The 22282-nt window shown below is 63.6% G+C and carries 19 protein-coding genes and 1 tRNA gene; 8 read left to right on the top strand and 12 right to left on the bottom strand.

Annotated features, from left to right (window positions below; all coding sequences use genetic code 11):
• Positions 1–6: 6 nt before the first annotated feature.
• From xylF to G8E10_RS12940, 4 genes are all read left to right on the top strand, one after another.
• Positions 7–1047 carry a D-xylose ABC transporter substrate-binding protein gene (gene xylF, locus G8E10_RS12955; protein ID WP_110728122.1) on the top strand — a complete coding sequence of 347 codons (1041 nt, stop codon included), beginning with the start codon at positions 7–9 and terminating at the stop codon, positions 1045–1047.
• A gap of 182 nt (positions 1048–1229) precedes the next feature.
• Entirely contained in the window at positions 1230–2543 is a 1314-nt protein-coding gene (locus G8E10_RS12950) for a sugar ABC transporter permease (protein ID WP_110799467.1), read from the top strand.
• Positions 2544–2641: 98 nt separating this feature from the next.
• On the top strand, positions 2642–3397 hold the full coding sequence (locus tag G8E10_RS12945; RefSeq protein WP_132664425.1) for an ATP-binding cassette domain-containing protein: 756 nt from the start codon (positions 2642–2644) through the stop codon (positions 3395–3397).
• A 285-nt stretch (positions 3398–3682) separates the two neighbouring features.
• Entirely contained in the window at positions 3683–4669 is a 987-nt protein-coding gene (locus G8E10_RS12940; RefSeq protein WP_167129432.1) for an aldo/keto reductase, read from the top strand.
• Between the two features lie 184 nt (positions 4670–4853).
• Here G8E10_RS12940 and G8E10_RS12935 read toward each other — a convergent pair whose 3' ends face one another.
• A complete protein-coding gene (locus G8E10_RS12935) occupies positions 4854–5789 on the bottom strand; it encodes a dihydrodipicolinate synthase family protein (protein ID WP_132663050.1) in 936 nt (311 codons plus the stop codon).
• Positions 5790–5943: 154 nt separating this feature from the next.
• On the opposite strand from G8E10_RS12935, the gene G8E10_RS12930 reads away from it, so the two are divergent.
• Positions 5944–6129, top strand: a complete 186-nt coding sequence (locus G8E10_RS12930; RefSeq protein ID WP_167129428.1) for a hypothetical protein — start codon at positions 5944–5946, stop codon at positions 6127–6129.
• On the opposite strand, the gene G8E10_RS12925 is transcribed toward G8E10_RS12930, so the two are convergent.
• From G8E10_RS12925 to G8E10_RS12900, 6 genes are all read right to left on the bottom strand, one after another.
• Positions 6115–6190, bottom strand: a tRNA-Lys gene (locus G8E10_RS12925). The genes G8E10_RS12930 and G8E10_RS12925 overlap by 15 nt on opposite strands.
• A 153-nt stretch (positions 6191–6343) precedes the next feature.
• Entirely contained in the window at positions 6344–7231 is an 888-nt protein-coding gene (locus tag G8E10_RS12920; RefSeq protein ID WP_167129423.1) for a dihydrodipicolinate synthase family protein, read from the bottom strand.
• A gap of 45 nt (positions 7232–7276) precedes the next feature.
• Complete coding sequence (locus G8E10_RS12915) at positions 7277–8893, bottom strand: ABC transporter ATP-binding protein (RefSeq protein ID WP_132663047.1); 1617 nt, start codon at positions 8891–8893, stop codon at positions 7277–7279.
• Positions 8886–9809 carry an ABC transporter permease gene (locus tag G8E10_RS12910; protein WP_167129421.1) on the bottom strand — a complete coding sequence of 308 codons (924 nt, stop codon included), beginning with the start codon at positions 9807–9809 and terminating at the stop codon, positions 8886–8888. The genes G8E10_RS12915 and G8E10_RS12910 overlap by 8 nt, the downstream gene beginning before the upstream one ends.
• Before the next feature lie 10 nt (positions 9810–9819).
• Positions 9820–10734 carry an ABC transporter permease gene (locus G8E10_RS12905; protein WP_110799141.1) on the bottom strand — a complete coding sequence of 305 codons (915 nt, stop codon included), beginning with the start codon at positions 10732–10734 and terminating at the stop codon, positions 9820–9822.
• A 96-nt stretch (positions 10735–10830) separates the two neighbouring features.
• Positions 10831–12330 (bottom strand): ABC transporter substrate-binding protein, encoded by a 1500-nt coding sequence (locus G8E10_RS12900; RefSeq protein ID WP_110799142.1) that lies wholly within the window; start codon positions 12328–12330, stop codon positions 10831–10833.
• A 322-nt stretch (positions 12331–12652) separates the two neighbouring features.
• On the opposite strand from G8E10_RS12900, the gene G8E10_RS12895 reads away from it, so the two are divergent.
• Genes G8E10_RS12895 through G8E10_RS12885 form a run of 3 tightly spaced genes read left to right on the top strand, consistent with a single transcriptional unit; the run spans position 12653 to position 15935 of the window.
• Complete coding sequence (locus G8E10_RS12895) at positions 12653–13849, top strand: sialidase family protein (protein ID WP_167129419.1); 1197 nt, start codon at positions 12653–12655, stop codon at positions 13847–13849.
• The gene (gene pdxA, locus G8E10_RS12890) at positions 13846–14811 is read left to right on the top strand and encodes a 4-hydroxythreonine-4-phosphate dehydrogenase PdxA (RefSeq protein WP_132710323.1); all 966 of its coding nucleotides are present in this window, start codon (positions 13846–13848) and stop codon (positions 14809–14811) included. The genes G8E10_RS12895 and pdxA overlap by 4 nt, the downstream gene beginning before the upstream one ends.
• A 5-nt stretch (positions 14812–14816) precedes the next feature.
• On the top strand, positions 14817–15935 hold the full coding sequence (locus G8E10_RS12885) for an iron-containing alcohol dehydrogenase (RefSeq protein WP_110799144.1): 1119 nt from the start codon (positions 14817–14819) through the stop codon (positions 15933–15935).
• Positions 15936–15979: 44 nt separating this feature from the next.
• Here the strand turns inward: G8E10_RS12885 and G8E10_RS12880 are convergent, their stop codons facing one another.
• The 5 genes from G8E10_RS12880 to G8E10_RS12860 all read right to left on the bottom strand — a co-directional run bounded on the left by G8E10_RS12880 (position 15980) and on the right by G8E10_RS12860 (position 22280).
• Positions 15980–16675 (bottom strand): FadR/GntR family transcriptional regulator, encoded by a 696-nt coding sequence (locus tag G8E10_RS12880; protein ID WP_110728132.1) that lies wholly within the window; start codon positions 16673–16675, stop codon positions 15980–15982.
• 3 nt (positions 16676–16678) lie between these two features.
• Positions 16679–17707 (bottom strand): four-carbon acid sugar kinase family protein, encoded by a 1029-nt coding sequence (locus G8E10_RS12875; protein ID WP_167129415.1) that lies wholly within the window; start codon positions 17705–17707, stop codon positions 16679–16681.
• A gap of 238 nt (positions 17708–17945) precedes the next feature.
• Positions 17946–19655, bottom strand: a complete 1710-nt coding sequence (locus G8E10_RS12870) for a methyl-accepting chemotaxis protein (RefSeq protein ID WP_167129411.1) — start codon at positions 19653–19655, stop codon at positions 17946–17948.
• A 160-nt stretch (positions 19656–19815) separates the two neighbouring features.
• The gene (locus G8E10_RS12865) at positions 19816–20832 is read right to left on the bottom strand and encodes a Zn-dependent oxidoreductase (protein WP_167129407.1); all 1017 of its coding nucleotides are present in this window, start codon (positions 20830–20832) and stop codon (positions 19816–19818) included.
• A gap of 38 nt (positions 20833–20870) precedes the next feature.
• Positions 20871–22280, bottom strand: a complete 1410-nt coding sequence (locus G8E10_RS12860; protein ID WP_167129404.1) for a mannitol dehydrogenase family protein — start codon at positions 22278–22280, stop codon at positions 20871–20873.
• Positions 22281–22282 lie beyond the last annotated feature (2 nt).

Here is a 22282-nt window from a genome sequence, read left to right as displayed (position 1 = left end):
GTTTTGATGAAATCCGTTCTGAAACTCATGGCCGGCGTTGCCGTCATCGTATCCCTGCACTCCGCCGTGCAGGCCAAGGACCTCGTCGTCGGCGTATCCTGGTCGAACTTCCAGGAAGAGCGCTGGAAGACCGACGAGGCTGCCATCAAGGCGGCACTCGAAGCATCCGGCGATAAGTACATCTCGGCCGACGCCCAGTCGTCCGCCGCCAAGCAGCTGACCGATGTGGAGTCGCTGATCTCGCAGGGCGCCAACGCGCTGATCGTGCTGGCGCAGGACAGCGATGCGATCGGCCCGGCCATCGAGAAGGCTGCCGCCGAAGGCATTCCGGTCGTCGGCTACGACCGCCTGATTGAAAACCCCGCCGCCTTCTACATCACCTTCGACAACAAGGAAGTCGGCCGTATGCAGGCCCGCGAAGTGTTGAAGGCAAAGCCCGAAGGCAACTACGTCTTCATCAAGGGTTCCTCGGCCGATCCGAATGCGGACTTCCTGTTCTCCGGCCAGGTCGAAGTGCTGAAGGAAGCCATGGACGCCGGCAAGATCAAGAATGTCGGCGAAGCCTACACCGACGGCTGGAAGCCGGAACTGGCCCAGAAGAACATGGAGCAGTTCCTGACCGCCGCCGACAACAAGGTCGATGCCGTGGTCGCCTCCAATGACGGCACCGCCGGCGGCGCGATCGCAGCGCTGGACGCGCAGGGGCTCGCAGGCTCCGTTCCCGTCTCCGGCCAGGATGCCGACAAGGCGGCACTCAACCGCGTCGCGCTCGGCACCCAGACCGTTTCCGTCTGGAAGGACAGCCGCGTTCTCGGCAAGCGCGCCGCGGAAATCGCGGTCGATCTCGCCAACGGCAAGAAGATGGACGCTATCACCGACGTCCAGACCTTTGAAGGCGGCCCGAAGAAGGTGGCCATGAAGTCCGTCTTCCTCTCCCCCATGCCGATCACCAAGGACAATCTGAACGCCGTGATCGACGCCAAGTGGATCAGCAAGGAAGAAGCCTGCCAGGGCGTGAAGGCCGGCTCGGTCGCCGCCTGCAACTGATCGGCCTGAAACGGATCGGCAAGCCAATGTGAAACGGGGCGGACGGGGCATCGAGCATGCCGCGTCCGCCCCCGATCTGAGCGGATGAGGGATCTGCACAGGCGGAGGATCGCGCACGGTCGTGGAAACACGGCACGCCTGCCCGGTTCATTGCCCGGTTCATGAGGGAGAACGACGAGGCCATGGCCGAAACCACCAATACGATACCATTCAACCCGGCACGGGCGACGACCGAAAATCCGGTCCGGCGCTTCTTTCGCGCCACCGAGATCGACACGCGCCTGCTCGGCATGATCGGCGCGCTGCTGGTCATCTGGATCGGCTTCCACATGTTGACGGGTGGCCTGTTCCTGACCCCGCGCAACCTCTGGAACCTCACCGTGCAGACCTCGTCCGTCGCGGTCATGGCGACCGGCATGGTGCTGATCATCGTCACGCGCAACATCGACCTCTCCGTCGGCTCCGTGCTCGGCTTCTGCGGGATGGTGATGGGCGTCATGCAGGCGCAGATCCTGCCGCAATATCTCGGCCTCGACAGTTCGCTCATCTGGATCGTCACGCTCGCCTGCGGCGTCGTCGTCGGCGGCCTCATCGGCGCGCTCCACGGCGTCATCATCGCCTTTCTCGGCGTACCCTCCTTCATCGTCACGCTCGGTGGCCTGCTCGTCTGGCGCGGCGCCACGTGGTTCGTCACGTCAGGGCAGACGGTTGCCCCGATGAATGCCACCTTCCGCCTCATGGGCGGCGGCACAGAAGGCTCCATCGGCGCCACCGCCAGCTGGGTCGTCGGGCTCATCGCCTGCCTCGCCATCGTCGGGGCCATTCTCAACGCCCGCAAGCAGCGCAAGCGCTTCGGCTTTCCGCGCCGGCCGGTCTGGGCGGAATATGTGCTGGCCACCCTCTCCTGCGCCGTCGTCATCGGGGCCGTGCTCGTTGCCAACAACTATTACTGGCCCGTCAACATCGCCCTTCGCTATGCCGAGGCCAACGCCATTCCCGTGCCCGAGGGCGGGCTGAAGATCTCCCACGGCATCGCCGTTCCCGTGCTCATCGCCATTGCCGTCGGCATCGTGATGACCTTCATCTCCACCCGCCTGCGCTTCGGCCGTTATGTCTTCGCCATCGGCGGAAACCAGGAGGCGGCGGAACTTGCCGGCATCAAGACCCGCTGGGTCACGGTGCGTATCTTCGCGCTGATGGGCATTCTCTGCGCCATCGCCGCCGCAATCTCCACCGCCCGCCTCAACGCAGCCACCAATGCGCAGGGCGAGCTCGACGAGCTCTATACGATCGCAGCCGCGGTCATCGGCGGGACGTCGCTGGCCGGCGGTGTCGGCACCATTGCCGGCGCCATGCTCGGAGCCTTCGTCATGCAGTCCCTGCAGTCGGGGATGGTGCTTCTCGGCATCGACAGCCCGCTCCAGCGCATCGTCGTCGGCTTCGTGCTGGTCGTCGCCGTCTGGCTCGACACCGTCTATCGCGCGCGCGCCAAGTAAGGAGGCCGATCATGACCCCGACAACACCCCAAGGCATCCCTGCAACAGCCGCCAGCGGTAGCACCACAGCCATCCCATCCGGCACGCCGCTGGTCGAGATGAAGAACGTCTCGATCTCGTTCGGCGGCATCCATGCGGTCGACAACGCCTCGATCGATCTCTACCCCGGCGAGGTGGTGGCGCTTCTCGGCCATAACGGTGCCGGCAAATCGACACTGATCAAGATCCTCTCGGGCGCCTACAAGCGCGATGCCGGCGAGATCCTGATCAATGGCCAGCCGGCCGAGATCTCCAATCCGCGCGACGCCAAGAAATACGGTATCGAAACGATCTACCAGACGCTGGCCGTCGCCGATAATGTGGACGCGGCGGCCAACCTCTATCTCGGGCGCGAACTGCGCACCCCGTGGGGCACGCTGGACGACGTGGCGATGGAAGCCAAGGCCCGCGAAGTGATGGGGCGGCTCAACCCCAACTTCCGCCGTTTCAAGGAGCCGGTGAAGGCGCTCTCGGGCGGGCAGCGGCAGTCCGTGGCGATCGCCCGTGCGATCCTGTTCGACGCACGCATCCTCATCATGGACGAGCCGACGGCCGCACTCGGGCCGCAGGAAACGGCGCAGGTCGGCGATCTGATCCGGCAGCTGAAGCGCGAAGGCATCGGCATCTTCCTGATCAGCCACGACATCCACGACGTCTTCGATCTCGCCGATCGGGTCTCCGTCATGAAGAACGGCCAGGTCGTCGGGCATGCCCGCACCGAGGACGTCACCAAGGACGAAGTGCTCGGCATGATCATCCTCGGCAAGGTGCCGCCGAAGGCAATTCCGGGTCCCGGCGCCATGCAGACGGCCTGACAGCCATCCTCACGCGTCATCGAGCCGGGCATTCCAGCAATGCCCGGCTTTGTTTTGGGAACCTTCACTGCGAGCATGGCTTTGCTTGCCATGGCCATATCCTTCGGCCATAGCCTTCGACAGGAAGGCACTCTGAGGGACCGTATTTCGGGTAGCCTAGGGGACTTCGACGTCAGCATTTCCAGCCGAAGCGGAATCGCTTCGGCGTCGGACAATGCGACAAAACAAGAAACAGACGACGTCCGGAAAGCGCACGTTTTCCGGACGTCGTCGAGGGAGATCATCATGAAAAACCATTCCTTCGGCAGACTGCCGTTCACCGTGTCCAATGTCGGCTTCGGCGCCTGGCAGATCGGCGGATCCTGGGGCGACGTCAGCGAGGCCGATGGCCGCGCGGCGCTCAACGCCGCGCTGGATGCCGGCATCACCTTCATCGACACCGCCGACGTCTATGGCGATGGCCGCTCGGAGAAGATCATTGCCGATGTGCTGAAGACGCGCGGGGACACGCGGCCGATGGTGGCCACAAAAGCCGGCCGCCGGCTGAACCCGCATGTCACGGAGGGCTACACCAAGGCGAACCTCGAAGGCTTCATCGACCGCAGCCTTGCCAATCTCGGCGTCGATATTCTCGATCTCGTGCAGCTACACTGCCCGCCGACCGAGGTCCTCTATCGTCCAGAGGTGTTCGAAGGTCTCGACGAGCTTCAGGCGGCCGGCAAGATCGGCGGCTATGGCGTGTCGGTCGAAAAGGTCGAGGAAGCGCTGAAGGCGATCGAATATCCCGGCGTCGTCAGCATCCAGATCATCTACAACCTCTTCCGCCAGCGCCCGGACCACCTGTTCTTTCAGGAAGCCCGCCGCAAGAACATCGCCGTCATCGCCCGCGTGCCGCTCGCCAGCGGCCTCCTGTCCGGCAAGATCACCGCGGACACGACCTTTGCCACCGACGACCACCGCAATTTCAACCGCAACGGCGATGCGTTCGACGTCGGCGAGACCTTTGCCGGCGTGCCGTTCGAGGTCGGCCTGCAGGCGGTCGAGGAGGTGCGCAAGCTGGTACCTCAGGGCGCGACCATGGCGGCTTTTGCCCTCCGCTGGATCCTGATGAGCGACGCCGTCACCGTCGTCATCCCCGGCGCCCGCAATGCGGAACAGGCCCGCGCCAATGCCGCCGCTGCCGATCTCGCGCCTATTTCGAACGACGTGATGGCCGCCGCGCGCGAGATCTACAGGAGCCTGATCGCCCCGCACGTCCACCAGAAATGGTAGGCTGAAACGCTAGAGAATTTCTGCTCTTCTTCGAATCGCAAAAACTCTCTATCTCTTTGTTTTCACACAAATCCGGACGCAAAACCGCTTCGCACTTTTGCTGGATTTGCTCTAGCCCTAAAACGACGAAAGCCCATGCCGCAGGTTAGCGGCATGGGCTTTTTCATGTCGTCAGACGAGGCCTTTACGCGGGATAGCGCGAAGCGTACCAGGCCTTGAACAGCTTGTACTGATTCTCGATGTGGCGGCGCTGCGAGGCGCTGAGGGCATCGCCCTCGTTGAAGTGCAGTTCGTATTCCGCGTCGCCGTTCAGCACCATCAGATACTTGTAGTGCAGGACGAGGTCCGGGCCTTCGTCATAGGTGGAAAGCACCCACAGCGCTTCTTCCAGCTCCTTCGCATCGCGGCGCGCTTCGGCGTCGCCGGCAGCTGCCTTTTCGCACAGAGCGACGAGGTGCAGCACTTCCTTCGGAAGCGCATTGCCGATGCCGGTGATGGCGCCGCCGGCGCCGCAATTGACGAAGCCGTGATAGACGCCCGTGTCGACGCCGACCATGAGGATGAGATCGTCATCGCCGGTGGTGATGTTCTCGGCCGCATAGGTCATGTCGGCCTTGCCGCCGAATTCCTTGAAGCCGACGAGGTTCGCAAAGCTGGCGCGCAGCGCGAAGAAGAGATCGGCGCGCGTGGCAAAGCCATAATAGGGGCTGTTGTAGATGACGGCGGGCAGGCCGTCGGCCGCCTTTAGGACAGCCGAGAAGTGATCCTTCTGGGCAGCCAGCGACGAGCCGCGCGACAGAAGCCGCGGGATGACCATCAGGCCCTTCGCACCCACCTTCGCGGCGTGTGCCGCATGACCGGCAGCAGAGGCCGTGCTGACGGCACCCGTGCCGACGATGACGGGAACGCCGGCCTCCACCAGACGACGCACACCTTCCTGCCGCTGCTCGTCCGTCAGGAGCGGCCAGTCGCCCATCGATCCGCAATAGACGACGGCCGACATGCCGAGATCGATCAGTTCGCGACCCTTGCGCACCAGCGCATCGAAGTCCGGCGTGCGATCGGGCAGGCACGGCGTCATCAAAGCGGGAATGCAGCCGGCAAAAACGGAATCGGTCATCTCATCTCTCCAAAAGAAGCGCGAACCGAACGATGTTCCCCATCCCTCGCCCGCTGTTGAGAAGGCTTTAGCAAATCACGCAATCTCTGTCGACAAAATAAATACAGGAGATTTAGACGGGTGGAGATGCATCGCGAAGACGGTGGAGGCGTCGATGGTCAAGGCAGGCTGCGCTATCGGCGCTTCGGTCTTCGAAGCACGGCAACACGCGCTGAAAATGACGGTCCAACGACAAAACGACGCGCGTGGGAGAGGCAAACAAGAAACGATGAAAACCGCGCCAGAAGCGCGGTCAATCATCATAGCAATGTGCATGAAGAAATTTTGGTGGGTGATGTAGGGTTCGAACCTACGACCCGCTGATTAAGAGTCAGCTGCTCTACCAACTGAGCTAATCACCCATCCCCACTGCATGCCTGCAGTGCCACACTGCGTATCCGCGGTGCGACACTGCATCGCTGCGGTGTGACCGGGCGTATAAAGACCTTCGCCCGGCTTGTCCAGTTGCAGCAGGCATCTTTTTGCGATGTCCTACGGGAAATCGTGAAAGCCGATCAGGCCGCCATGAGACCATAGCGCTTGAGGATGACGGCGATCTTTTCGTCCTGCTCGCGGTCGGGCAGCAGGGCGGGCTGGCGGCTGGCGCCGACCGAGGGGTCGGTGAGGTAGAGCGCGCGCTTGACCAGCGCCGGCGGGAAGCCGAGCGCATAGAGATCGGTGCGGAAGGCCGTGTAGATCGCCTGCTGACGTTCCGCTTCGGCGATATCACCGCTGTTGAAAGCGTTGAGGATGCCGGAGAGCACGTCTGGCATGGCATTGCCGAGACCGGAGATGCAGCCCGCGGCGCCGTTCTGCAGCGACCAGAACACGAGATGATCCGGGCCGGAATAGACCTCGAAGCCCTCGACGCTCTTACCCACCGCGAGATAGGCCTCCAGCGTCTCCTTGGCGCCGCCGGAATCCTTGATGCCGGCGATGTTGCCATGCGCGGAAAGCGCCCGGGCCGTTTCCGGCTCGATGTGGTTCTGCGTGCGGGCAGGAATGTCGTAGAGATAGACCGGCGTCTGCACCGCGTCCGCGACCGTCGAGAAGTGCCGGATCAGGCCGTCCTGCGTGCAGGCGATGAAGAAGGGCGTGATGACGGCGATGCCGGTGACGCCGATACGGTCGAATTCCCGGGCGAGCTTCAGCGTCTCGAAGGTCGCCGGCATGCCCGCATTGACGATGACATCGACCTTGCCACCAACCTCGTCCACCACCTCTTCCGTCAGCTGCACTTTCTCGTCGTAGGTCAGCGCGGAGAAATCGCCATTCGTACCGGCGCACATGATGTTGTTGCCGGCTGCGACCTGCCGGCGCACCTGCGCGCGGGTGGCGGCGTAGTTGATCGTTTCATCGTCGTTGAAGCAGGTGACGAGCGCGACGAAAGCTTTCTTGGACATGACGTTCTCCTGAATTCTTGATGTGTGCAGCGGCAGCCGCAGGTCTCAGGCCCGCTGGAGGCGGGCGGCGCGATGGGCGGCCTGGACGTCCGGATCGGGGTTGAGACCGGCCGCGAGCAGCGCCTGCGTATAGGCCTCGCGCGGGGTCTCGAAGACCTCGCGAACGGTGCCCAGTTCCACCACCTTGCCGTTCTGCATCACCATCACATGGTCGGCGAAGTCGCGCACCACGGGCAGGTCGTGCGCGATGAAGATGAAGGCGATGCCCATGGTCTTGCGAAGATTGTCGAGCAGCGCAATCACCTGTGCCTGCACCGAGACGTCGAGGGCCGAGACCGCCTCGTCGCAAATGATCAGCTTCGGTTCCAGCGCTAAGGCGCGCGCAATCGCGATGCGCTGCCGCTGCCCGCCGGAAAACTGGTGCGGATAGCGCCCCATATGCTCCGGCCCGAGTCCGACCTGCACGAGCAGCTCGGCCACGCGGGCGCGCCACTTGGCCTTGGGCAGAATATCCGGATGAATGACCCACGCCTCCGACACCAGCTGGTAGACGGTCATGCGCGGGTTCAGCGATTGCGTCGGGTCCTGAAAGACCATCTGCAGATCGCGCCGCAGCTTGTAGAGTTCGGCAGCACCCATCTGGAAAAGGTCCCTGCCCTTCCACAGCGCACTGCCGCTGGTCGGCTCATCAAGGCGCAGGAGAATGCGCGCGAGCGTCGACTTGCCCGATCCGCTTTCGCCCACCACCGCCAGCGTCTCACCGGGCATGAGGTCGAACGAGACACCTTTCAGCGCGTCGAAGGCGCCATAGGTCTTGCGGGCATCGCGCACCTGCAGCACGGGCTCGACCCGGGGAAGCGGCGCATGCATCTCGCCCTTGCCGGGGGCGGCAGCAATGAGCTTGCGGGTATAGGGATGCTGTGGATTGCGATAGACGTCGCGCACCGTACCGCTTTCGACCAGCTGGCCCTTCTCCATCACGACGACGCGGTCGGCGACTTCGGCAACGACGCCGAGATCGTGGGTGATGATGAGGATCGCCATGCCGGTTTCCTGCTGCAGCTCTTCGAGCAGCGCCAGAACCTCCGCCTGGACGGTCACGTCGAGCGCGGTCGTCGGCTCGTCGGCGATCAGCAGGTCCGGCCGCAGCGCGAGCGCCATGGCGATCATGACACGCTGGCGCTGGCCGCCGGAAAACTCGTGCGGATACTTGTCGAGCGAGCGCTCCGGATCGGGAATGCCGACGCGGCCCATCAGCCGGAGGGCTTCGGCCTGTGCCTTGGCACCATTCGTCCCATGTGCCGTCAGCGCCTCGCGGATCTGCCAACCCACGGTGTAGACCGGATTGAGGTGGCTCAGCGGATCCTGGAAGATCATGGCGATGCGCCGGCCATTGACCTCGCGCCGCGCCTGCGCCGGCATGGTCAGGAGATCGACGCCGTCGAGCAGGATCTGCCCGCCGCTGATCCGCCCCGGCGGCATGTCGATGAGGTTCATGATGGCCGAGGACGAAACCGACTTGCCCGAGCCGCTTTCGCCGAGAATGGCCAGCGTTTCCCCGCGGTCGAGGTAATAGGAAATGTCGCGAACCGCCTTCACCACGCCGACGGCGGTGTGGAATTCCACGGAGAGGTTGCGGACCTCAAGGAGATGGTCAGCCATTTTTGCGACCCTTCATTTCAAGACGCCAGCGCTGCACGGGATCGAGCGCGATCCGCATCCAGTTGGACAGGAGGTTCAGCGACATGGTCGTGAGAATGATGGCAAGACCCGGCCAGAACGACAGCCACCAGGCATTCTGCAGGTACTGGCGACCCTGCGCGATCATCAGGCCCCAGGTGATTTCCGGCGGCTGGATGCCGATGCCGAGGAAGGACAGCGCGCTTTCGGCGAGCATCACATAAGCGAAATCGAGGGTCGCAAGCGTCGTCAACGTCGGCAGCACCACGGGCAGGATGTGGCGGAAGAGGATGCGCTTGCTGGAGGCACCCATGACCCTTGCTGCCTGGACGAACATGCGCTCACGGATTTCCAGCACCTCCGCCCGCGTGGTGCGCAGGTAGACCGGGATACGCGTGATGGCGAGCACCAGCATGAGGTTGAGGATCGAGGCGCCGAGAACGTAGAGCACGATGACGGCGATCAGCAGCGACGGGAACGACATGATCACGTCGGCGAGCCGCATGATGATCTGGTTGACGCGCGGCGAGGAGAAGCCGGCGATGAGGCCGAGCAGCGTGCCGGTGATGGAGGAAATGGCAACGGCACCCGCCGCGACCATCAGCGTGTTCTGCGTCGCCACCACGATGCGAGCGAGCAGCGGACGGCCGAGCGCGTCGGCACCCATCCACCAGACCCAGCCGCGCTCCCAGTCGAACGGGGCGGCATTGCGGCCGCGCAGGTTCTGCTTGGTCGCGAGATCGCCCAGCCAATGCGGGCCGATGATGGCGAGGAGCAGGATGATCAAAAGGAAGATGGCGGCACAGAGCGCGAACTTGTCGGCACACAGCATGCGGCCCATGCGCACGATGAAAGAGGGCTCTTCGGAGAGCGGCGCGTCGATCGTCTGGAGTGTCATGATGTGCCCCTCAATGCCGGATGCGCGGATCGAGCAGCGCATAGGCCATGTCGATCAGCAGGTTCATGAGGAAGATGGCCAGCGCCGTAACGAGGATCGCCGCCAGCACGACGTTGAAGTCCCGCTGCAGGATGCTGTCGATCATCAGCTTGCCGACGCCGGGAAAACCGAAGATCGTCTCGACGATGACGGCACCGTTGAGCAGACTTGCCGCCTGATCGCCGATGACCGTGATGATCGGCAGCATGGCGTTGCGCAACGCGTGGATGAAGATGATCGGCCCCGACTTCACACCCTTCGCCCGCGCCGTCTTGACGTAGGCCGACGACAGCGCACCGATCATCGAGCCGCGCACGATCTGGACAATGATGCCGAAGGGACGCACGAAAAGGACGCAGATCGGCAGGATCCAGTGCCAGATCGAGCCCGTGCCCGACGTCGGCAACCAGGCGAGATTGACCGAAAAGACGACGATGGCGACGATGGCAAGCCAGAAATCCGGCACGGAGGCGCCGATGAGCGAAACGATCGAGGAGAAGCGATCGAAGAAGCCACCCGCGCGAAAAGCGGCGAGCGAACCGACGAGGATGGCCGCACCCGTGACAAGCGACATGGTGATGGCGGCCAGCCAGAGCGTCCAGACGAAGGCTTCGAGAACCACGTCGAGCGCGGGGCGCGCCTTGCGCAAGGATTCGCCGAAATCGCCGGTGACGACATCGCCGACGTAATTCGCGAACTGCACCATCAGCGGATCGTTGAGGCCATGCAGTTCGCGGAACTGCTGCTTCAGTTCCGCCGAGGCTTCGACGGGGAGAAACAGCGCTGCGGGATCGCCCGTCAGCCGCGAAAGAAAAAACACCAGCACGATCAATCCGACAAGGGAGATCAGGCTGGCGATGGCGCGTTTTCGAATGAAGCTTAACATGGCATCCTCGCCAGAAATTCCTGCGGCATGGGCGGCGGGATCATCCCGCCGCCGCCGTAACCTGGCGACGGGCGCCGGAGCGCCCGCCATCCTGCATTACTTGATCTTGATCTCGGACAGCTGAAGCGTCGAGTTCGTGGCGATCGTCGGTGTGAACGCCAGACGCTCCGAAACCCGGGCGAAGCCGACCATGTGGAAGAGCAGGACGTCGGCCACCACATCGTCATGGACGTAGGCGATGACTTCGGACCAGAGCTTGGCGCGCTCGTCACCCACGGCAGCCGAGGCCCGCTTGATCAGGTCGTCCACCTTCGGATCGGAGAAGCCGGACTGCGTGCCTTCGGTCGCGTACTTGAAGAACATCGAGAACGACGGATCGCCCTTCGAGTTGTCATGCATCGCCGCGACGATCTGCGGTCCGCGACCTTCCTTGAAGGGCTTGGAGTAGTAGCCCTCGTGCTCGGCCACTTCGACGAACTTCAGGTCGATCTTGAAGCCGACATCCTGAAGCTGCCCCTGGATGGCTTCCATGATTTCCGTGACGTTCGGGAAGTTTGCGGAACGGGCGATGACCTCGATGGAGGTATCCACCGGCACGCCATCGGCCTTGGCTTCCGCGAGCAGCTTCTTGGCACCTTCAGGATCGAACGGGAATTGCTTCACATCCGGGTTCCAGCCGAGCGTCGTCGGCGGCACGATGGCCGTGGCGAGAACCGCGCTTTCCGGCACGAGCGTGCCGAGGAACGCCTGACGATCGATCGCGAGGTTCAGCGCACGCCGGACGCGCACGTCGGAGAGCGGCGCGATATTGTGGTCGATACGCAGGTATACGGTCTCACTGTCGAGATAGGACAGATCGGTCGCGGCATTCGTCGCTTCGAGCTGCGAGATCGACGGCGCGAGATCCGCTTCGCCGGCCTGCACCATCGCGGCGCGAACCGAAGGGTCGGCACGGAAGAGGTAGGTCGCTTCCGTCACGTCGGGCTTGGCGCCCCAGTAGTCGTCACGGGCCGTGAGCACAATCTGCTGGCCCGGCGTCCAGTTGGTCAGCTTGTAAGGGCCGGTGCCGACGGGCTCGCGGATGAACTCGAGCGGCGTTTCCTCGGGAACGATGGTGACGAGTGACATCAGGAGCGGCAGGATCGGCTGAACCGGGTCGGCACTGAAATCAACCGTGTGATCGTCGACGATCTTCGCCTCGATCTTCATTCCGCCGAAGTAACGGCGGGATTCGCAGGCGTTCTTGTCACTGAAGATACGGTCGAAGCTGTGCTTCACGTCCTTGGCATCGAACGTCGTGCCGTCGGAGAATTTTACGCCCTGGCGCAGATGGAAGCGCCACGAACCGTCGGCGTTCTGCTCCCACTTCTCGGCCAGCCGCGGCGTCACGCCCTGCTGTCCGCGCACGTCGAGTTCCGTCAGCGTCTCGCTGACATTCTGCATGATCACGCGCCCGATGTTCGAGCGGGTCGCCATGCAGGGCTCCAGCAGATCGGCCTCTTCGGCCAGCACGACCTTGATCGGGCCGGACGCGGCAAATGCCGGCGTCAAGGCGGTGCACAACATCAGCGCGCCGAGAATCAGTGTTTTCTTCACGATAGTCTCCTCCCTCTTCCATCCGTTGAACGCGATCGGGCCCTCTCGAGGCATCGATGTCGCGCTGCCGCTCGAAACGTCCGGTCGGCAATGATCCGTTGTCCCGAGCTTCCTCTCGCCAAGGCTGACCATACCATCGGACCTCACCACAACTTTGTCAAATTAATTTCTCATGTCATTTCTCACAAAAAATTTTTCTTCAAAAATACATTTAAATTCATGTAGATAATATTTTAGAAAGGATCGATATTTCAATGGAATGACATTGGAAAACTTGACAACTATACAAATTCCATGACTTCTGACCAGCATGGAGGACAAGATGAATCCCGAAGAAATCGCCCGCGGCATGAGCGGAGCCCTTGTACCCGTGACGCCTGGACGGGACGAAGCGCTGCTTCCCTCGCCGATGATTCAGAACCACGCCGCCTTTCTGCATCGACTGGAGGATGGCGCGCTCGTCTGCGCCTGGTTCGGCGGTACGCTGGAAGGCAAGTCGGACATTTCGATCTTCGCCTGCGTACTTCCCAAAGGCGCTTCGACCTGGGGGCCGCCGCAGCAACTGAGCAACGATCCGGCCCATTCCGAGCAGAACCCCATGTTCTTTGCCGCGCCGGACGGGAAGCTCTGGCTGTTCCACACCTCGCAGCCTTCCGGAAACCAGGACGAATGCCGCATCCGCATGGTCGAGGTGTTTCGCGATGCAGGCGATCCGCTCGTGCTGACCGCGCCGGGCGGGCGCTATCTCGATCTGCCGCGCGGCTGCTTCGTCCGTGCCGGCATCGTCGTCCAGGCGGATGGCGCCTGGCTGCTGCCGATCTTCCGCTGCATCCAGCGGCCGAACCAGAAATGGAACGGCAGTCACGACACCGCGGCCATCGCCGTCTCGGAAGATGGCGGCGAAACGTGGCGGCTGCAGGATATCGAGGCCTCGATCGGCTGCGTCCATCTCGGGCCGGTCAGCCTCGGAGAAGACCGCTACGCCGCCTTCTTCCGCCGCCGGCAGGCCGATGTCATCTATCGTACCGAAACCACGGATGGCGGGCGAACATGGTCGGCGCCGGCCCCCACCGACGTGCCGAACAACAACTCTTCCATCGCCGCCACTCGCCTGCGGGATGGCCGGCTCGCCATCATCTGCAACCCGGTCAATGCCAGCCAGTCTGGGGAACGCCGCGCCTCGCTCTATGACGAACTCGGCGAGGCGGACGACCGGCCAGACGCCGACCCCACGGGCGGCTGCGTGCCGGTCTGGGGTGTGCCCCGCGCACCGGTCGCGCTCTGCCTCTCGACAGACGACGGCCTGACCTTCCCCGAAAGGCTGGTCATTGAGACGGGACCCGGAACCTGCCTGTCGAATGATTCCATCGACGGCCGCAATAAGGAGATGTCCTATCCCTGGCTGCTCGAAGAGCCGGACGGGACGCTGCATCTCGCCTACACCTATCATCGTCGCGCGATCAAACATGTCCGCCTGGCTCCCGGCTGGGACAGTGCGGCTGGACGGAGACTTTCATGAGCAACATCATCGGCATCACCATGGGCGACCCCTGCGGCGTCGGCCCGGAGATTTCCGTGCGCGCCCTCCTCGACATGTCGGGGGAAGACAGGGACCGCACCCGCATCTACGGCAACCTGCCGACGCTCGAAGCCGCGCGCGATGCGCTGGGCCTCGACATCGACCTTACGCCCTACGTCGTTGACCTGCCGATCGAAGGTGCGCCGCTTGCCTGGGGGCAGTTGAGCCCGGTCGCCGGCGACGCCGCCTTCCGCTTCATCGAGAAGGCCGTGCGCGATGCGGAGGCCAAGACCATTGGCTGCATCGTTACCGCACCGATTAACAAGGAAGCGCTGAACCTTGCCGGCCATCACTATGACGGCCACACCGGCATGCTGCGCAGCCTCACCGGCTCCAAGGCCGCCTACATGCTGCTGGCGTCGGAGAAGCTGAAGGTCATCCACGTCTCCACGCATGTGTCCCTCAAGGAAGCCATCCAGCGGGCAACAACCGAGCGCGTGCTCGCCACCATCCGCGCCGGCGACGCCCACCTGAAGCGCATCGGCTATGCCGCACCGCGCATCGCCATTGCCGGCATCAATCCGCATTGCGGCGAGAACGGTCTCTTCGGCACCGAGGACGACGACCAGATCGCTCCCGCCGTCGCGGCGGCGCGCGCCGAAGGCATCGATGCACACGGTCCCATCTCGGCGGATACGGTCTTCCACCGCGCCTATACCGGCGCGTTCGACCTCATCGTCGCGCAGTACCACGATCAGGGACATATCCCGATCAAGCTCGTCGCCTTCGACACGGCCGTCAACGTGTCCGTCGATCTGCCCATCGACCGCACCTCGGTCGATCACGGCACGGCCTTCGATATCGCCGGCAAGGGAATTGCCAACCATGGCAACATGCTGGAGGCGATCGCCTATGCGCGCAAGCTCGTCACCGGCCGCGCCGCGCACGCAGAGCAGGGATAACCGCCATGACCATCGCGCCCATCACCCTTCATCAGCCGCGTCGCCTCATCGTCGGCGCCGGCACCATCCGCGACGTCGGCACCTGGGCCGCCGACGCGACCTCTGTGCTGGTCATCGCAACGCCCATCACCGCCGGCTTCATCGATCGCCTTGCATTGAAGGGCCGCATCACCGTCTTCGACGCCATTCCCGGAGAGCCCGATATCACGACGCTCGATGCAGCGATCGAGGCCGCGCGCGGCTGCAGTCCCGACCTGATCGTCGGCCTTGGCGGCGGCTCGGTGCTGGACGTCGCCAAGCTGGTGGCGGCCCTCTGGGACGGCGACCAAACGCTGGCCGACGTGGCAGGACCGAACAAGGTCGCCGGTCGTCGCACGCGCCTCGTGCAGGTCGCCACCACCGCCGGCACGGGATCGGAAGCCGGCATCCGCTCGCTGATCACCGATCCCGGAAAAGGCAACAAGATCGCGGTGGAAAGCCCGCACCTGATCGCCGATGTCGCCGTGCTCGATCCCGAACTGACCTACTCCGTACCCCCGGCCGTGACGGCCGCGACCGGCGTGGATGCCATGGCGCATTGCGTCGAGGCCTTCACCAACCGCCGCGCGCATCCGATGATCGACGGCTTCGCCCGCATGGGCTTTCATCTCGTCGGCCGCTTTCTCGCCCGCGCGGTCCGCGACGGCACGGATACGGAAGCCCGCGAGGGAATGATGCTCGCCTCCTATTACGGCGGCATCTGCCTTGGGCCCGTCAACACCGCGGCAGGCCACGCCATCGCCTACCCCCTGGGCACGCGGCTTCGCCTGCCCCATGGCTTGGCGAACGCCATCATCTTCCCGCAGGTTCTCGCCTTCAACCAGCCGGTGGCAGCGGAGAAGTCTGCCGAAGTCGCCCAGGCCCTCGGTCTCGGCGAACGGCTTTCCCAGGACGACCTCCAGCGCTCCGCCCACACCTTCTGCCGCAATCTCGGCATCGAGATGTCGCTGCGTGCGCATGGCGCGACCGAAGCCGACCTGCCGGTCTATGCGGCGGATGCCCACGCCAACCGTCGTCTGATGGACAACAACCCCATCGACATGAGCGTCGAAGACGTCCTCGCCATCTACCGCGCCGCCTACTGACGGCCCGGCCGGCGTCTTCCGACAGAAGGCGCCGGCATCATATCTCAGTTGGGAAACAGCCGCTCGCGCGACCCCGTCAGGTGCTCCCGCATCAACTGTCCCGCGAGCGGACCATCGCCCGAGGCGATGGCTTTGGCGATGGCTTCGTGCTCGCCGAACACCCGGGCAAGCCCGGCGCTGTCGCGCTTCACGGACGCACCGTGGAATTTCATGCCGACGGCGATGTGCTCCTTCAAGGCTTCCATGGCGGTCGAGAAGTAGGAATTGCGTGCTGCCCGGGCGATGGCGAGATGGAACTCGAAATCCGCGTCTACGCGATGCGACTGCCGGTTGGTCGCATCCCGCATCAGTTCCAGCGCTTGGGCGATAGCGGTGAGGCTTGCCTCCGTATGCCGCGCCGCGGCGGCACTGGCGGCAGCCGGCTCCAGCGTCAGTCGGAACTCGTAACAATTCAGAAGATCGGCAACGTTTTCGAGCTGCCCGAAACCGAGCGGCTCCTTCAAGCCCAGCGCGCGCACGAAGCTTCCCGCACCGCGCCGCGAGTAGATCAGCCCCTGCTCCCGCAGCCGTCGCAACGCCTCGCGGATGATCGGGCGCGACACTTCGAACTCCGCTGCGAGATCATGCTCCGTCGGCAGGCGCTCGTCCGGCTGGTAGGCCCCGGACTTGATGGCGCGGTGCATGCGCTCGAACACCACGTCGCCGAGGCTCTTGCGTGTCGTTCCCGCTTCCAGTCCCATTCCTCAACCCCTGTCCCGAAGCATCTGCCCGGCGATTTCGCTCAGCGTTTCCGCCCCGCCGAAGCCACCGGATTTCGCGATAATGCAATGCCCGTTGGCAAAGGCAACACCAAGACCGGGCATGCATTCTCCCATCAGCCGGAACCGATGGATGCCCATGCGGTCGAGCACCGCCTCCGCCGTTGCGCCCCCCGAAAGAATCAGTGTCGCCGACGGGTCCACGCAGCCGGGATAGACGCCCGAGGCGAGATGACGTGCAACATCGAGCGACGACACCTCCTCCTCGCCCGGAACGGCCTGCACCAGTGTCAGGGCGGTACCCGCACGATCATCGGGCGACAGGCGTCCGTTCGGTGCGGCGACATAAGCTGGCGCATGACGGGTGCGAAGATGCTCGATCTGCACCAGCGTGATGGGATCGCGCGACCCGATGACGAACAGGCCCGGGCCCGCCGGAACCTCGGCCGCGTATGCCTGCGCATTGCCGGTCATCCGCAGCGCCAAAGCTTCGGCAAGGCCGCGTGCGCCGACGAGCAGATCGACGCCCGCAGCCAGGGCGTCATCAAGGTGCGCCGCCATTGCGTCCATGTCGGCCGTATCGGGTATCCGCGCCTTGCCTGCATGAGCGCCGAGGCGCTCGGCAACCGGAATCGGCACATCGACGCCGAAGCCGCAGACCTTCCCGTCCTCCACCAAACGGCCGAAGTCAGGGATCGCGGGGGCCACCAGCGCCGCCCGAAACAGCATCATGTCGAGCTCAGCGGCAATATGCCCCTTCAGCCGCGAATCGACCTTCTTGAAGAGCAAGACGTCTGCAGGCAAGGCGGCGAGAACGGCACGTGTCGCAGCCTGCGCGGCTTCTGCACCGACTTCCCGCGACTGGACGTTGATCGAGAGAACATCCGGCCCATCTGCCAGAGCCTCACGGATCGCAGCCGGTGCGAGGGCGACCTCGACCGTCAAACCCCGCGCAGCAAAGGGCGCGGCGGCATCGAGCGTGCCCGTGAGATCGTCGGCAAGAATGACCAGCAAGATGACCGTCTCCGCAATAAGTTGTCATCTTTATTCGAACATGATGTATTGATTTGTCAAGATTTTCCGTCCGGATATGACAGGTATTCCGTTATTCTCGAACGCGCAGTGATCACGACCCACCCGCAGCCGTAGCAAGACCGCTGGGGTCAAACCGATACAGGTCTGGAAACAGTTCGGCCATCGCGTCACAGGGACACGATGGCCGTTCCTCTAAAGGCCTTCTAGCCTTGACGGATCAGGCAGCAACCTTGGTGCGGCCGCCGCGTGCAACGGAGGTGGAAGAGACCGTCCGATGCGACACCGGTTCGTCGAACTGGAACTGCTCCAGCAGATGGAAGAGCGCACGCGCTTCTTCCGCGAGACCATGGCTTGCGGCCGTCTGCTCCTCGACCATGGCCGCATTCTGCTGTGTGCCCTGGTCGACCGTGTTGATGGCCTGGTTGATCTCGCCGAGGGCGGTGGATTGCTCGCGGGCGGCCTCCACGATCGCGCGGATATCCTCGTTGATCTGCTGGACATGCCCGGCGATCGTCTGCAGGGCTTCGCCGGCCTTGCTGACGAGCGACACACCGTCTTCGACATGCGAAGTCGAAGTCGTGATGAGCGACTTGATTTCCTTGGCAGCGACCGCAGAGCGCTGGGCGAGTTCGCGAACCTCCTGGGCGACGACCGCGAAGCCCTTGCCGGCATCCCCTGCCCGTGCCGCCTCGACACCGGCATTCAGCGCCAGCAGATTGGTCTGGAACGCGATCTGGTCGATGACGCCGATAATGTTGGCGATCTCGCGGGAGGAATTGTCGATCTTGTCCATGGCCGAGATCGCTTCGCGCACGATATCGCCGGAATGATCCGCACTTTCCTTGGCGCGACCGACGAGAACGCCCGCGCCCTCGGCACGCTGGCTGGATCCCTTGACCGTGGTGGTGATTTCCTCGAGCGCCGCCGCGGTTTGCTCGACGGAAGACGCCTGCTGTTCGGTTCGCCGCGCAAGGTCGTCGGCCGACACACGAACCTCGTCCGCACCGGCAGCGATCGCTTCAGCATTCGACCTCACCGCCTTCAGCGCGCTTTCGAGCTTACGACAGGCTGCATTGAAATCGGTCCTCAGCTTGTCGAGGCTCGGCAGGAACGGCGTCTCGATCTGCTGCCCGAGATGGCCGTCCGCAAGCTTCGACAGGCTCTCCGCCAGACGATCGACATTCGTCACGCGCTCGCTCACATCGGTCGCGAACTTGACGACCTTCATGACCCGGCCCTTCAGATCGAAAACAGGATTGTAGGACGCCTGAATGAAGACCTCCTGCCCGCGCTTGCCGATGCGTGTGAACTCTCCGGAGACGAACTCGCCGGCATTCAGCTTCTTCCAGAAGTCGACATAGGCACTGGACGCGCGATAGGCGGAATCGACGAACATGCTGTGGTTCTTGCCGACGATGTCCGCAAGGCCGTATCCGAGGGCGTTGAGGAAGTTGTCGTTGGCGGTGATGACCGTGCCGTCGGGCTTGAACTCGATCACGGCCTGCGCACGGGATATCGCGTCGATCTTGGCACCGGAATCGATGCTGGCGATCTTCATCTCGGTGATATCATTGGCGAACTTGATGACCTTCACGACCTTGCCTGTCGCGTTCCTGATCGGATTGTAATTGCCGCGAATGAAGACTTCCGCGCCGGTCTTCGTGATCCGCGCAAACTCGCTGCTGACGAAATTGCCGTCCCGAAGCTGTTTCCAGAAGGCCGCATAATCGTCGGATGCCGCATAATCCGTTTCAACGAAGATACGATGGTTCCGGCCGACGATCTCGTTTTCGGCATAGCCCAGAAGGTCGCAAAAGTTCTTGTTCGCCTTGAGAATCTTCCCCGTCATGTCGAATTCGATGATAGCGGACGATCGATCGAGCGCCTCCAAAACCCTGTCTGACGTCGATGAAAAAAGCCCAGCCATCGTTAATCCTCCATCAAATATGCGAAGGACTATCAGAGTTTAAAATTAAGGGATCACTAAGATTGAATACGAGAACTAGCGGGGCATTCCGGGGCAGGTCACGCAATCTTAACGATGGGCGGCCTCCGCCTGTGCTCGAAAGGCCGCCATCGCGCGCATGTCAGGAGAAAACGAGCTGAACCTTCAGCGTCTGTTCGGGGTGCTTTTCGACAAGATCGAACGCGGCGCGGGCATCACGGGCGTCGAATGTCTGCGTGATCATGGCTTCCGGACGCAACAGACCGGCTTCCAGCCAGCCGATCACCTCGGGAATGAACCGACGGTTGAGGCGGGAGCCGACCAGCGTCAGTTCCTTGCGGACGATTTCCTGCTGGCTGATGTTGCAGGGGCCCGGCGAAAAGCCGAGAAGCCCGATGCGTCCGGCAGGTGCCGCGACCCGGCAGGCCTCTTCGAGCAGGCTCGGAATGCCGGCACCGTCGATGACGATCGACGGACCGAGACCGCCGAGTTCCGGTGCGACGACCTCGGCCACCGACTGCTCGCGCGAATTGATGACCACGTCCGCACCGAATTCCCGTGCGCGCACGAGGCGGTCCGCATCGATATCGGCGATGATGCAGCGGGCACCCTTCATCTTGGCCATCTGAAGAACGGTGATGCCGACGGTGCCCGCACCGTAGATCAGGACGACATCGTCGTTCGTGCACGCCGTGCGCCAGAGAACGTTGGCAGCGACGGCCAGCGGCTCGGCAAGCGCTGCGACGTCGAGCCTGAGCTTGGACGAGACCTTTACGGCATTCGCCTCGGGGACGATCGCCACCGCGCGGAAGCCGCCATCGCAATGGACACCGATGACCTGCAGGTTGGCGCAGACGTTGGAGCGCCCGATACGGCAGGGATAACAGGTGCCGCAGGAGATGACCGGATCGGCGACCACATGCTCGCCGATGGCAAGCGACGACACGCCCTCGCCCAGCGCCTCGATGACACCGGCAAATTCGTGACCGATGACGCGCGGGTAGACCGCGAAGGGGTTGGAGCCATGGAGGATGTGCATGTCGGACCCGCAAATGCCCGCCCGACGAACCCGGATCGCGACCTCACCGGGGCCGGGCTGGGGAACGGGTCTGTCGTCGATTTCAAGCTTGTAAGGCTCGCGAACGGAAATCGTCACCATGTCGTCAGTCTCCTGCGCGCCTTCGCGCCTCGGTGTTTTCAGAGAGCGTTCATTGCCGAGAGCCGGGCATCGACCAATGCGCGCCAGGCCGTGTTTTCCTGAAGTGCCGGTGGAAACAGGCCGGCGACCTCGAAGAAGGGCGCGGCGGATCCGGCGGCAACTGCCTGCTGCGCGGCGACCTTCAGCTCATCCGCACGCGGATCGTCCAGCCGATCGACGGCGACGACATAGGCAAGCCAGAGTGCCACGACATCGGCAAAACCTGCGGCGTCATCGCCGGCTGCCAGCCGTTCCATGGCCGGCGCGAAGATGCGTTGCGGCATCTTCTGCGTTCCATCCATGGCGATCTGCGCCGTCCGATGCGCGATGGCCGGATTGGCGAAGCGCGCGACGAGCTGATCGCAATAGGCGGCAAGGTCGATTTCCGGCACGGCGTCGAGCGTCGGCAGGACGGCATGCATATGGCCGCGAACCCGCTCGGCATGCTCCGGAACGGCCATGACATCCCGGACATATTCGAGGCCGTGGCGCTGGCCGAGATAGGCGATGAGCGAGTGCGAGCCGTTGAGAAGCCGGAGCTTCATCGTTTCATAGGCATGGACGTGCCTGACGAAGATCGCACCGCCCGCCTCCCACGCGGGGCGACCGGCTGCGAAATCGTCCTCGATGACCCATTGGGTAAACGGCTCGGTTTCCAACGCCAGACGATCGTCCGCTCCGATGAGGGAGGCGCTCAGCGTCCGCGTTGCATCCGTTGCCGCAGGCACGATCCGATCGACCATGCTGGAGGGAAAGCGGATCTCCCGTTCGATCCACGGCGCCAGCGCTGCATCCCGGCGCTCCGCCATCTCCAGAACGAGCCGACGAACCACCTGTCCGTTGCCCGGAAGATTGTCGCAGCAGAGAACGGTCAAGGGGTTGCGGCCCAGCTGCATGCGGCGCGCCAGCGCCTCGACCAGGAGCCCGATGACGCCGACAGGCGCGCCCGGGCTTGCAAGATCACGCGCGATGGCGGCATGGGAAAGGTCGAGCCCTCCCGACACCGGATCGATGCCATAGGCCTTCTCGCTTACGGTCAGCGTGACGATGCGGATGGCATTGTCGGCGAGCCGGTCGAGGAGATGCTCCCGTTGTTCCGTCGCGGCGATCGCCTCGATGATCGAGCCGACGATGCGCGCTCGATCGCCGTCCGCCCCGCGGGTGACGACACTGTAGAGATGGTCCTGCGCTTTCAGATCCGCAACGATCTCGACGGATCGCAGGCTTGCCCCCACGATCCCCCAGTCGCCACCCTCGGCCGCAAGTGCCAGATCGGTATAGACAGCCTGATGGGCCCGATGAAAGGCGCCGATGCCGATGTGAACGATGCCGGCCTTCAAGGTCGCCGGATCGAACGCGGGGCATTCGACATGGGCAGGGAGATGGGTCGTCCTATCGAGCCGTGTCATCG

Origin of the sequence: Ferranicluibacter rubi (assembly GCF_011603255.1) — a bacterium.
In the GTDB taxonomy this organism is placed as follows: domain Bacteria; phylum Pseudomonadota; class Alphaproteobacteria; order Rhizobiales; family Rhizobiaceae; genus Ferranicluibacter; species Ferranicluibacter rubi.
This window is presented reverse-complemented; position numbering and strand designations above follow the sequence as displayed.